The sequence below is a fragment of the Serratia proteamaculans genome (genome assembly GCF_949794035.1).
Taxonomy (GTDB): Bacteria; Pseudomonadota; Gammaproteobacteria; order Enterobacterales; family Enterobacteriaceae; genus Serratia; species Serratia proteamaculans.
The window spans coordinates 977,468-989,586 of record NZ_OX461105.1; the positions used below are offsets into that span (position 1 = coordinate 977,468).

The 12,119-nt window shown below is 56.3% G+C and carries 13 protein-coding genes; 11 read left to right on the forward strand and 2 right to left on the reverse strand.

What is annotated here, in order from left to right:
• From QOT07_RS04520 to nqrM, 7 genes are read left to right on the forward strand one after another with little or no spacing between them, the layout of a single operon-like run.
• Entirely contained in the window at nucleotides 1-1,242 is a 1,242-nt protein-coding gene (locus QOT07_RS04520) for an NADH:ubiquinone reductase (Na(+)-transporting) subunit B (protein ID WP_085115341.1), read from the forward strand.
• Nucleotides 1,232-2,026, forward strand: a complete 795-nt coding sequence (locus QOT07_RS04525) for a Na(+)-translocating NADH-quinone reductase subunit C (RefSeq protein ID WP_085115342.1) — start codon at nucleotides 1,232-1,234, stop codon at nucleotides 2,024-2,026. Before QOT07_RS04520 ends, QOT07_RS04525 begins: the two co-directional genes overlap by 11 nt.
• A complete protein-coding gene (locus QOT07_RS04530) occupies nucleotides 2,019-2,648 on the forward strand; it encodes an NADH:ubiquinone reductase (Na(+)-transporting) subunit D (RefSeq protein WP_020825369.1) in 630 nt (209 codons plus the stop codon). Before QOT07_RS04525 ends, QOT07_RS04530 begins: the two co-directional genes overlap by 8 nt.
• Before the next feature lie 6 nt (nucleotides 2,649-2,654).
• Nucleotides 2,655-3,251 (forward strand): NADH:ubiquinone reductase (Na(+)-transporting) subunit E, encoded by a 597-nt coding sequence (gene nqrE / locus QOT07_RS04535; protein WP_085115343.1) that lies wholly within the window; start codon nucleotides 2,655-2,657, stop codon nucleotides 3,249-3,251.
• A gap of 15 nt (nucleotides 3,252-3,266) precedes the next feature.
• Nucleotides 3,267-4,490, forward strand: a complete 1,224-nt coding sequence (nqrF, locus tag QOT07_RS04540; protein ID WP_099064925.1) for an NADH:ubiquinone reductase (Na(+)-transporting) subunit F — start codon at nucleotides 3,267-3,269, stop codon at nucleotides 4,488-4,490.
• Entirely contained in the window at nucleotides 4,491-5,519 is a 1,029-nt protein-coding gene (locus QOT07_RS04545; protein ID WP_099064924.1) for an FAD:protein FMN transferase, read from the forward strand.
• Between the two features lie 10 nt (nucleotides 5,520-5,529).
• Nucleotides 5,530-5,757 carry a (Na+)-NQR maturation NqrM gene (nqrM, locus tag QOT07_RS04550; RefSeq protein ID WP_012005403.1) on the forward strand — a complete coding sequence of 76 codons (228 nt, stop codon included), beginning with the start codon at nucleotides 5,530-5,532 and terminating at the stop codon, nucleotides 5,755-5,757.
• Nucleotides 5,758-5,794: 37 nt separating this feature from the next.
• Here nqrM and QOT07_RS04555 read toward each other — a convergent pair whose 3' ends face one another.
• Nucleotides 5,795-6,679: a glycerophosphodiester phosphodiesterase family protein gene (locus QOT07_RS04555; protein WP_099064923.1), complete on the reverse strand. Its 885-nt coding sequence runs from the start codon at nucleotides 6,677-6,679 to the stop codon at nucleotides 5,795-5,797.
• Between the two features lie 196 nt (nucleotides 6,680-6,875).
• Here QOT07_RS04555 and dinB point away from each other — a divergent pair, with 196 nt between their 5' ends.
• On the forward strand, nucleotides 6,876-7,937 hold the full coding sequence (dinB, locus tag QOT07_RS04560) for a DNA polymerase IV (RefSeq protein WP_099064922.1): 1,062 nt from the start codon (nucleotides 6,876-6,878) through the stop codon (nucleotides 7,935-7,937).
• 52 nt (nucleotides 7,938-7,989) lie between these two features.
• Here the strand turns inward: dinB and pepD are convergent, their stop codons facing one another.
• Complete coding sequence (gene pepD, locus QOT07_RS04565; protein WP_112347790.1) at nucleotides 7,990-9,450, reverse strand: beta-Ala-His dipeptidase; 1,461 nt, start codon at nucleotides 9,448-9,450, stop codon at nucleotides 7,990-7,992.
• Nucleotides 9,451-9,773: 323 nt separating this feature from the next.
• Between pepD and gpt the strand changes: the two genes are divergently transcribed.
• From gpt to crl, 3 genes are all read left to right on the forward strand, one after another.
• Nucleotides 9,774-10,232, forward strand: a complete 459-nt coding sequence (gene gpt, locus QOT07_RS04570) for a xanthine phosphoribosyltransferase (RefSeq protein WP_085115349.1) — start codon at nucleotides 9,774-9,776, stop codon at nucleotides 10,230-10,232.
• A gap of 144 nt (nucleotides 10,233-10,376) precedes the next feature.
• Nucleotides 10,377-11,624, forward strand: a complete 1,248-nt coding sequence (frsA, locus tag QOT07_RS04575) for an esterase FrsA (protein WP_261427475.1) — start codon at nucleotides 10,377-10,379, stop codon at nucleotides 11,622-11,624.
• A 59-nt stretch (nucleotides 11,625-11,683) separates the two neighbouring features.
• Nucleotides 11,684-12,085 (forward strand): sigma factor-binding protein Crl, encoded by a 402-nt coding sequence (gene crl / locus QOT07_RS04580; protein ID WP_261427472.1) that lies wholly within the window; start codon nucleotides 11,684-11,686, stop codon nucleotides 12,083-12,085.
• The last annotated feature ends 34 nt before the right edge of the window (nucleotides 12,086-12,119 follow it).

A 12,119-nucleotide genomic window follows, 5' to 3' on the forward strand; every position in this document is an offset into this window, starting at 1 on the left:
ATGGGCCTGAAGAATTTTTTTGAAAAGATCGAGCATCACTTCACTCCGGGCGGCAAGCTGGAAAAGTGGTACCCGCTGTATGAAGCGACCACCACGGTGTTTTATACCCCGGGGCAGGTGACGCGCGGTGCTTCGCACGTGCGCGATGCTATCGATCTGAAACGCATGATGATCCTGGTATGGCTGGCGGTCTTCCCGGCGATGTTCTGGGGGATGTACAACGTCGGCCAGCAGGCCATTCCGGCGCTGCACCACCTTTACAGTGGCGATCAACTGCAGCAGGTGCTGGCGGGCGATTGGCACTACCGGTTGGCGCAATGGCTCGGGGCATCGCTGGCGGCGGACGCGGGCTGGATCAGCAAAATGGTGCTGGGCGCCTGCTATTTCCTGCCAATTTATGCCGTGGTGTTCCTGGTGGGGGGCTTCTGGGAGGTACTGTTCGCGGTCATTCGCAAGCATGAGATTAACGAAGGCTTCTTCGTCACCTCGATTCTGTTTGCGCTGATTGTGCCGCCAACGTTACCGCTGTGGCAGGCCGCGCTGGGTATTACCTTCGGCGTAGTGGTGGCCAAAGAGATATTCGGCGGCACCGGACGCAACTTCCTTAACCCGGCGTTGGCGGGGCGTGCATTCCTGTTCTTCGCTTACCCGGCGCAGATTTCCGGGGACCTGGTGTGGACCTCCGCCGACGGTTTCTCCGGCGCGACTCCGCTGGCACAGTGGAGCGCGGGCGGGGCACACAGCCTGAGCAACGTGGCTACCGGCCATTCCATTAGCTGGATGGACGCGTTTCTTGGCAACATCCCCGGCTCGGTCGGTGAAGTCTCCACGCTGATGATCCTGCTCGGCGGGGCGATAATCCTGTTTGGCCGCGTGGCTTCCTGGCGCATTGTCGCCGGTGTGATGCTTGGCATGATGGCTACCGCCTTCCTGTTCAATTCGATCGGCTCTACCACCAACCCGCTGTTCGCCATGCCGTGGTACTGGCACCTGGTGTTGGGGGGCTTCGCCTTCGGTATGATCTTTATGGCTACCGACCCGGTTTCTGCCTCGTTTACCAACAAGGGGAAATGGTGGTACGGCATTCTGATTGGCGTGATGTGCGTGCTGATCCGGGTGGTCAACCCGGCCTATCCGGAAGGCATGATGCTGGCGATCCTGTTCGCCAACCTGTTCGCGCCGCTGTTCGATTACCTGGTGGTGCAGGCCAACATCAAGCGGAGAAAAGCCCGTGGCGAATGAATCTAAAAACGACAGCATCGGTAAAACGCTGCTGGTGGTACTACTGCTGTGCCTGGTGTGTTCTGTGGTGGTGGCGGGTTCCGCCGTCGGCCTGAAGTCCAAACAGCAGGAACAGAAGTTGCTCGACAAGCAGCGCAATATTCTCGACGTGGCCGGTTTGTTGCAACCGAAAATGGAAGGCGAGCAGGTCAAGGCGCTGTTCACCCAACGTATCGAACCGCACCTGCTGGACTTGAACAGCGGTGAGTTTGTCACCGGCAAGGCGACGGCGTTCGATCTGGCTGCGGCCCTGCGTGATGACGCCAAAAGCGTAGCGCTGCCGGCGGCTGACGATCCGGCCGGCATCAAGCGTCGCAGCAATCAGGCTGAAATCTACCTGGTGCGCGACGACAGCGGTGCGGTCAACAAAATCGTGCTGCCCGTCTACGGCACCGGCCTGTGGTCGATGATGTACGCCTTTGTGGCGTTGGATAACGACGGCAACACGGTGAAAGGCATCACTTACTACCAGCAGGGGGAAACTCCGGGACTGGGCGGTGAAGTTGAGAATGCCAGCTGGCGCCAGCAGTGGATCGGTAAAAAGTTGTTTGACGACAACGGCCAACCGGCGATCCGCGTGGTGAAAGGCGGGGCGCGTCAGGGGGATGAACACGGGGTCGACGGTTTGTCCGGTGCCACACTGACCTCCAACGGCGTGCAGCATACTTTTGACTTCTGGTTGGGCGAGCACGGCTTTGGCCCGTTCCTGCAAAAAGTTCGTGAAGGAGCGCTGAAAAATGGCTGATTCCAAAGAGATTAAACGGGTCCTTTTAGGGCCGCTGTTCGACAACAACCCGATTGCCTTGCAGGTGTTGGGCGTCTGTTCCGCGCTGGCGGTAACCACCAAGCTGGAAACGGCGGTGGTGATGACCATTGCGGTGACGCTGGTCACCGCGTTCTCCAGCTTCTTTATTTCCCTGATCCGTCACCATATTCCGAACAGCGTACGCATCATCGTACAGATGGCGATTATTGCCTCACTGGTCATCGTGGTCGATCAGTTGCTGCGCGCCTATGCGTTTGAAATCTCCAAGCAGCTGTCGGTGTTTGTCGGCTTGATCATCACAAACTGTATCGTGATGGGGCGCGCCGAGGCGTATGCCATGAAGTCACCGCCGATCGAGAGCTTTATGGACGGCATCGGTAACGGGCTGGGCTATGGGGTGATCCTGGTGCTGGTCGGCTTCCTGCGTGAGCTGTTCGGTTCCGGCAAGCTGTTCGGCATTCCGGTGCTGGAGACGGTACAGAACGGCGGCTGGTATCAGCCGAACGGCCTGTTCCTGCTGGCACCGAGCGCGTTCTTTATCATCGGCCTGCTGATTTGGGCGCTTCGCACCCTGAAACCAGCGCAGATCGAAAAGGAGTAATGGCCGATGGAACATTATATCAGCCTGTTTGTACGCGCGGTGTTCGTTGAGAACATGGCGTTGGCGTTCTTCCTGGGGATGTGTACCTTCCTGGCGGTGTCGAAAAAGGTGTCGACCGCCTTTGGTCTGGGTATCGCGGTAACGCTGGTGCTCGGGATCTCCGTACCGGTGAACAACCTGGTCTACAACCTGATCCTGCGCGACGGTGCGCTGGTGGAAGGCGTTGATCTGAGCTTCCTTAACTTCATTACCTTTATCGGCGTGATTGCGGCGTTGGTGCAGATTCTGGAGATGATCCTCGATCGCTTCTTCCCGTCGCTGTACAACGCACTCGGCATTTTCCTGCCATTGATCACCGTGAACTGCGCCATCTTTGGCGGCGTGTCCTTCATGGTGCAACGTGACTACAACTTCGTCGAATCGGTGGTGTATGGCTTCGGCTCCGGCACCGGCTGGATGTTAGCGATTGTCGCGATGGCGGGGATCCGCGAAAAACTCAAGTATGCCAATGTCCCCGCAGGGTTGCGCGGCCTGGGCATTACCTTTATCACCACCGGGCTGATGGCGTTGGGCTTTATGTCCTTCTCCGGTGTTCAGTTGTAAAGGCGGGAAGAATTTATGGAAATTATTTTAGGCGTCGCGATGTTTACCGGCATCGTTATGGTGCTGGTGCTGCTCATCCTGTTCGCTAAGTCCAAGCTGGTGAACACCGGTGACATTGCGGTGGAAGTGAACGGCGATCTGGACAAAAGCTTTACCGCTCCGGCGGGCGACAAGCTGCTGAATATGCTCTCCAGCCAGGGGATTTTCGTTTCGTCCGCCTGCGGCGGCGGCGGTTCCTGCGGCCAGTGTCGGGTGGTGATCAAAGAGGGCGGCGGCGATATCCTGCCGACCGAGCTGTCGCACATCAACAAGCGTGAAGCGAAAGAGGGCTGTCGCCTGGCTTGCCAGGTGAACGTGAAGCAGAACCTGAAAATCGAGCTGCCGGAAGAAATCTTTGGCGTGAAGAAGTGGGAATGCGAAGTTATCTCCAATGATAACAAAGCCACCTTTATCAAAGAGCTGAAGCTGAAAATCCCTGATGGGGAAGACGTGCCGTTCCGCGCCGGTGGTTTTATCCAGATCGAAGCGCCAGCGCACGACATCAGCTATGCCGATTTTGAAGTACCGGACGAATACCGTGGCGACTGGGACAAGTTCAACCTGTTCCGCTACCGCTCAGTGGTGAATGAAACCACGGTGCGCGCCTACTCAATGGCCAACTACCCGGACGAGAAGGGCATCATCATGCTCAACGTGCGTATCGCTACGCCGCCACCGCGTGATCCGGACGTGCCACCGGGCATTATGTCTTCTTATATCTGGTCGTTGAAAGCCGGTGACAAGGTGACCATCTCCGGGCCGTTCGGCGAGTTCTTCGCCAAGGAGACCGACGCGGAAATGATCTTTATCGGCGGTGGTGCCGGTATGGCGCCGATGCGTTCACATATCTTTGACCAGCTCAACCGCCTGAAGTCGAAGCGCAAAATCACCTTCTGGTACGGCGCGCGTTCACTGCGTGAAATGTTCTACGAGGAAGATTTCAACCAACTGCAGGCAGAGAACGAGAACTTCACCTGGCATGTGGCGCTTTCCGATCCGCAGCCTGAGGATAACTGGACGGGTTACACCGGCTTTATCCATAATGTTCTGCTGGAGAACTATCTGCGTAACCACCCGGCGCCGGAAGACTGCGAATTCTACATGTGCGGTCCGCCAATGATGAACGCCGCGGTGATCAAGATGTTGAAAGATCTGGGCGTCGAAGACGAAAATATCATGCTTGATGACTTTGGTGGCTAAATGCGTGCAGGGGCAATGAAGGGGTTAATGACCACGGTGGCGCTCAGTGCTACCCTGTTATTGACCGGCTGCGGACCGGAGCAGGTGAATCTCGATGGCAAAACCATGGGGACCTCTTATTCGATCCGCTATGTCACTGGGGACGACACGCCGTCTGCCACCAAAATGCAGGCGGAGATCGACAAGCGACTGGAATTGGTGAACGACCAAATGTCCACCTACCGGCCGGGCTCTGAACTGAGCCGCTTCAACGCCAGCCGCGCGGTGGATAAACCCTTCCCGGTATCGGCAGCGACCACCGAGGTGGTGCTGGAGGCGTTGCGTATCAACCGCGTCACCGACGGTGCGCTGGATGTGACCGTCGGGCCGTTGGTTAATCTGTGGGGCTTTGGCCCGGAAGGGCGCCCGGATAAAGTACCGAGCGCCGCCGAGCTGGAGCAACGCCGCGCCTGGACCGGGATCGACAAACTGTCGGTGCAGGGCAACGCATTGGTAAAGAGCATTCCTGAGCTGTATGTCGATCTTTCCTCGATCGCCAAGGGCTATGGGGTGGATGTGATTGCCCAGTACCTGCAATCGCAGCAGGTTAAGAACTACATGGTGGATATTGGCGGTGAGGTACGGACTCGCGGCCATAACGGTGAGAAAAAACCGTGGCGTATCGCCATTGAACGGCCAACCGCCGGCATGGAGCAGAAGGCGCAGTTGGTGATCCAACCGGGCGAGATGTCGATCGCTACTTCGGGGGATTACCGCAACTACTTCGAGCAGGGCGGCGTGCGTTATTCGCATACCATAGATCCGGTCACCGGCAAGCCGATCCACCACCATCTGGTCTCGGTCACCGTGTTGAGCCCGACCTGTATGGCTGCCGACGGCCTGTCGACCGGGCTGAACGTACTGGGGCCGGAACGCGGCATGGCGCTGGCGAACCTGATGGGGATCCCGGTGTTCATGATTGTAAAAACCGCTAAAGGTTTTGAAGAGCGCTACTCCGAGGCGTTCAAACCCTATTTGAATAAGAGCTGATGAGGTCGCTATGTTGACAGTATTTGTCGCCAGCTTCGTGTTGTTTCTGCTGATTGTCGGCGGGATGTCATTGGGTTACGTGTTCAAGCGTAAAAGCCTGCAGGGCAGTTGCGGCGGCATTACGGCGCTGGGGATGGATAAAGTCTGCGACTGTCCTGAACCCTGCGATGCCCGTAAAAAGCGTCTGGAGAAAGAGGCGCTGCGCCAGCAGCAGTTGGAAAAACACCGGATCATCTGAATAACAGGGGCGCATGCAGCGCCCCTTTTTACATCAGTTATTTGGCCTTAACGAAGCTCTTTGCTTCGGCCGGTGAGTTAACCATAACCCCGTCTACGCCTAGCGCCAGCGCCTGCTGGTATTCCGCCGGTGAGTTGATACCGAACAGAATGATGTGCGCCGGTCCTTGCGAACGGAAGCAGTCGATCGATTCTTTATCCCAGGTCAGAAACGCTTTGGAGCGCCCTTCACCCAGGGTAAATTTCTCCACCACTTCCACTTCACGTTTCAGTTCCAGCCCGTACCAGCGTGGTTGCTGATTGTCTGGCTTCAGCTCACACAGGTGTGACAGGCTGATATTCGCCAGCAGGTCGCGGGTTTCATCGCGGGTCTCAAAACGTTTAATCGCCGGTGGCAGCGCCTGCAGATATTTGGCATCGGTGGAGTACACGCGGGTGCGGTTCAGGCTGTGGGTCTTTTCCAGCGTTGCCAGCAGGGCTTTGCCGAACTGGGCCGGGTCAGCGTCCGGTGATTTGATATCCAGATAGAAATTGACCTTGGGGAAGGCGTTGAGGATCTCATCCAGCCGGGGAATACCAATGCCCTTACCGCGGAACGGATGAGTCTCCCCTTTGGCAAATGACCAACCGGCGTCAACTTTTGCCAGTTGCGCGGCGGTAAAGGCAGAGACCAACCCCTGCTGATTGGTCAGCGCCTTTAGATCCGAAGGGCGGTACAACACAATCACCCCGTCTTTGGATTCCTGCAGGGTGATCCAAATGGCATCGGCACCGTTTTTCAGTGCGGTTTCAATGGCGACGCGGGTATTTTCAGGGGCGTCGGCCGTTCCACCACGGTGAGCGATAATGGCGGGGGCGGCGGTAGCGGCAAGGGATATCAGGGATAAGGCTGAAGCTAATAAATAGACCGATAATGTTTTCATGTAGGGCACCATCCTGTGCGTAGCGTTATTGTTATCAGTAAGCGCGGCGGTTAATTTGCCACAGCGTACTATTGAAAAATTACGCTTTTTTAACAAGTCGAAGATAATTGGGTGAAACCCTGTTTTCTCCGAGTGGAGCCGAGGCTTGAGCTTTCCATTGTTGCCTGTATACTTATACAGTGTTATTGGAGGCGAGATGCGTAAAATCATTCATGTCGATATGGACTGCTTCTTCGCGGCGGTAGAAATGCGCGACGATCCCAGCCTGCGCGATATTCCATTGGCGATCGGCGGCAGTGCCGACCGGCGTGGGGTGATCAGCACCGCCAACTATCCTGCCCGTCGCTATGGCGTGCACAGTGCGATGTCGACGGCGATGGCGCTCAAGCTTTGCCCACACCTGAAACTGCTGCCCGGCCGCATGGCGGCGTATAAAGAAGCCTCGCAGCATATCCGTGAAATCTTTGCCCGTTACACCCCGTTGATTGAGCCGCTGTCACTGGATGAAGCCTATCTGGACGTGACTGACTGCAGCCAGTGCAACGGTTCGGCGACGCTGATCGCCGAACAAATCCGCCAGACTATCTCTGATGAACTCAACCTCACTGCCTCTGCCGGTATCGCGCCGATCAAGTTCCTCGCCAAGATTGCCTCAGAGCTGAATAAACCGAACGGACAATACGTTATCACGCCGGCGCAGGTGCCGGCGTTTTTACAGCAGTTGCCGCTGAGTAAAATTCCCGGCGTGGGCAAAGTCACGGCCAAACGGCTGGAAGAAGTGGGGCTAATCACCTGTGCCGACGTGCAGCAGTATGATCTGGTGTTGCTGTTAAAGCGCTTCGGCAAATTTGGCCGGGTCCTGTGGGAGCGTTGTCAGGGGATCGATCTGCGTGAGGTCTCGTCAGAGCGGCTGCGTAAGTCGGTGGGGGTTGAGCGTACGCTGGCGGAAGATATTCATGACTGGGAGGATTGTGAAACACTGATTGTCGACAAGCTTTATCCCGAGCTGGAACTGCGGTTGCGTAAGGTGAAACCGGATCTGCATATCGCCCGGCAAGGGGTAAAATTCAAGTTTCAGGATTTCCAGCAAACCACCCAGGAACACGTCTGGCCGGTACTGAATAAAGACGATTTGATCAACGTGGCGCGGCAGGTCTGGCGTGAGCGGCGTGAAGGGCGCGGGGTGCGACTGGTCGGGTTGCACGTGACGCTGCTGGATCCGCAGCTGGAACGGCAACTGCTGCTGCCCTGGGAATAACAAAGGCGCAAATATTTGCGCCTTTGGTTTAATCACTAAATCATCTGTAACATTACGCGCGCTCTGGGATGGCCTTCAGCAGTGCGGTCAGCAATTTCCAATACAGACCCACGCTTTCGATATGCACCTGCTCATCCGGCGAGTGTGGCCCAGTGATGGTTGGCCCAATCGATACCATATCCATATTCGGGTACGGCTTTTTGAACAGGCCGCATTCCAGACCGGCGTGGATCACCATGATGTTCGGCGTCTTGTTGAACAGGTCCTGATAGATCTCGCGCACCAGATGCATGACCGGTGAGTCTGCGTCTGGCTGCCAGCCTGGGTAGCCGCCTTTTGGTGCGACCTTGGCGTTGGCCAACTGGCCCAGTGCGGTCAGCATGCCGACCACGTAGTCTTTACCACTGTCGATCAGCGAGCGGATCAGGCAGATGATTTCTGCTTCGCTGTCGCTGGTGGTAACCACGCCCACGTTCAGTGAGGTTTCCACCACGCCTTTCACCGCGTCGCTCATGCGGATCACACCGTTTGGCGTACCGTTCAGCAGCGCCACAAAACGCTGTTGGCTGTCGGCAGTCATCGCCTGAGAGGTGCTGGTGACAGGCTCCAGCAGCACGGTGATGTTCTTCTCTTTGGCCGCCAGCTCGTTTTGCAGGGTCGCCAGGAACGCCTGGCTCAGCGCTTTCAGCGCATCGGCTTTCTCGGCCGGTACGGCAACCACCGCAGAGGCCTCACGCGGGATAGCATTACGCAGCGTGCCGCCGTTCAGATCCAGCAGGCGCAGATTCAGCTCAGCGCTATGATCGAACAGGAAGCGTGCCAGCAGTTTGTTGGCGTTGCCCAGCCCGACGTGGATATCAGCGCCAGAGTGGCCGCCTTTCAGGCCTTTGAGCGTCAGTTTCAGGGTTTGATAACCGGCAGGCACGGCTTCGCGCTGCAGCGGCAGGGTGGTGATGAAATCGATACCCCCGGCGCAACCCATGTAGATCTCGCCTTCCTCTTCGGAGTCGGTGTTGATCAGGATATCCGCCTGCAGCCAGTTCGCCTGCAGGCCGAATGCGCCGTCCATACCTGCTTCTTCGGTCATGGTCAGCAGCACTTCCAGTGGACCGTGCTCGACGCTGTCGTCGGCCAGCACTGCCAGCGCGGAAGCCATACCGATACCGTTGTCGGCACCCAGCGTGGTACCACGGGCCTTGATCCACTCGCCGTCAATGTACGGCAGGATCGGATCCTTGGCGAAGTCGTGCACGGTGTCGTTATTTTTCTGCGGCACCATATCCAGGTGCGCCTGCAGGGCGACCGGTTTGCGGTTTTCCATGCCTTTGGTGGCAGGTTTACGCAGCAGGATGTTGCCTACATGGTCACGCTCGGCGTGCAGGTGTTTCTCTTTGGCCCACTCGAGGATGTGCTGTGCCAGCGCTTCTTCATGATAAGAAGGATGCGGAATAGAGCAGATTTTGGCAAAAATATCCCACAGCGGCTGTGGCGAAAGTTGAGACAATTCAGACACTATAAGTCTCCTGTAACAGCATTCTCGGCAATGCGGGAATGCCGCTCGGTTAGGGTTAGGGGCATCTGTGCTTCGTGGCACGATCTCCAGAGAATATCACTTTCTTCCGGGCGGTGCCCGTGCCGTATTGCGCTGTTTAAGCGCTTGATCACACTAGTTTGATGCGTCATTGCTCATTTATGCAGCATCAATCACCAGACGAAATACTTATGATTTCCAAGGTACAACTGGTATTTGGTGCGTCCAGTCTTTATAATCTCGCGCAACCTTTTTTCCCCTGATTACTGAGTAAGCCGCACCACTGCTGGCTGGGACACCATTCTATGAGCGAAAAATACGTTGTTACCTGGGACATGCTGCAAATGCAAGCGCGCAAACTGGCTCACCGCCTGCTGCCTGCTGACCAATGGAAGGGCATTATTGCCGTCAGCCGTGGCGGTCTGGTTCCGGCCTCTCTGTTAGCGCGTGAGTTGAGCATCCGTTATGTGGATACCGTCTGCATCTCCAGCTATGACCATGACAACCAACGCGAAATGAAAGTGCTCAAGCGCGCCGAAGGCGACGGTGAAGGCTTTATCGTTATCGACGATCTGGTGGATACCGGCGGCACCGCGAAAGCGATCCGTGATATGTACCCGAAAGCGCATTTCGTCACCATCTTCGCCAAGCCGGCAGGTCGTCCGCTGGTTGATGACTATGTGGTTGATATCCCACAGGATACTTGGATCGAGCAGCCATGGGACATGGCGGTGACCTTCGTGCCACCGATCGGCGGCCGTTAAGCTAGCCACGCTGATTCACCAAAACGCCCGGTTCTGCCGGGCGTTTGCGTTATTTTGCTTTATCGCTCCAGAGTTAGGTACACTACCTCCAGTTGATTAGGCTGTTTGCGGCCTATTACCAGATTTACGGAGGCTGTTGTTACCATGGCACAAGCCAACCTTTCTGAAATCCTGTTCAAACCCTCATTTAAACACCCTGAGACCTCAACTCTGGTACTGCGCGCGCGCAACAAAGTCAGCGCCGATCTGCATTCCACACTGGAAGGCGACACCGTCAGCAATTGGTACCGCATGCTCAACCCGCTGTTGTGGGCCTGGCGCGGTGTTGATCCGATTGAAATCAACGAAGTGCTGGCACGCATTGCGGTCGCGGATGTGGAACACACCAACGACAAATGGCTGGATACCGTGATCGGTTACCGTAACGGCAACTGGATCTACGAATGGGTGCATCAGGGCATGCTCTGGCAACAGCGTGCGCTGGAACAACAGGATCCGCTGATTGGCGGCCAGTACTGGCTCAACGCCGCCAACTTTTACAGCATTGCCGGCTACCCGCACCTGAAAGGCGACGAGTTGGCCGAGCAGGCGGAGTCGTTGTCCAACCGGGCTTACGAAGAAGCCGCGCTGTTATTGCCGTACCAGTTGAAAGAGCTGGAATTCCGCATTGAAGGCGGCAGCAGCATTACCGGCTTCCTGCATTTGCCGGAGAAGGGCGAAGCGCCGTTCCCGACGGTCTTTATGTGCGGCAGCCTGGATACCCTGCAGACCGACTATCACCGCCTGTTCCGCGATTATCTGGCACCGCAGGGCATCGCCATGCTGACCATTGATATGCCTTCCATCGGTTCTTCTTATAAGTGGAAGCTAACCCAGGATTCCAGCTTTCTGCATCAGCAGGTGCTGACCCAATTAGCCTCAGTGCCCTGGATTGACCATCAGCGCGTCACCGCGTTTGGCTTCCGCTTTGGTGCCAATGTGGCCGTCCGGTTAGCCTATCTGGAACCACAGCGGCTGCGTGGCGTGGCCTGCCTGGGGCCGGTGGTGCATCGCCTGCTGTGCGACATCAACACCCAGAAGAACGTGCCGGACATGTATATGGACGTGCTGGCCAGCCGGATGGGCATGGCCAACGCTTCGGACCATGTGCTGAAGGTCGAGCTGAACAGCTATTCGTTGAAAAATCAGGGGCTGTTGGGCCGCCGCTGCCCGACGCCGATGCTGGCCGGTTACTGGGATCAGGATCCGCTCAGCCCGAAAGAAGAGGCGCAGCTGATCGCTTCATCCTCGATGGACGGCAAATTGATCGCCATACCGCGCAAGCCGGTGTACAGCAGTTTTCACAAGGCGCTGCAGCAAATGTCTCATTGGATGAAAGATAAAATGCGTTAAATAGTTGCTAAATTTTAACAATTTGTTAAAAAGAGTGGTCTACATTGAGGAGCTTAAGAATGACGTTACCGAGTGGTCACCCTAAAAGCCGACTAATGAAACGTTTCGCCAGCTTGGGGCCGTATCTGCGTGAAGGGCAATGTGAGAACGACCGTTTTTTCTTTGATTGTTTAGCCGTCTGCGTCAATGTTAAGCCTGCTCCAGAGCTGCGAGAGTTTTGGGGTTGGTGGATCGAACTGCATGCTGAAGATACGCGTTTCACCTACGCCTATCAGTTTGGCCTGTTTGATAAGAAAGGGCAGTGGACGCCGGAAAAGATTAAGGATACTGAAGTAAAAACCAAGCTGGAAACCACCCTGCGTGATTTCCATCGTCGTCTGGGCGATCTGCTGGCCACCATGGAGCTGACGCTTGAACCGGCCGCTGATTTCAAAGAAAAATTGATTAAACTTTCCGCCTGACCCCGTTTGACCGCAAGTATTCTGCTGATTTCGC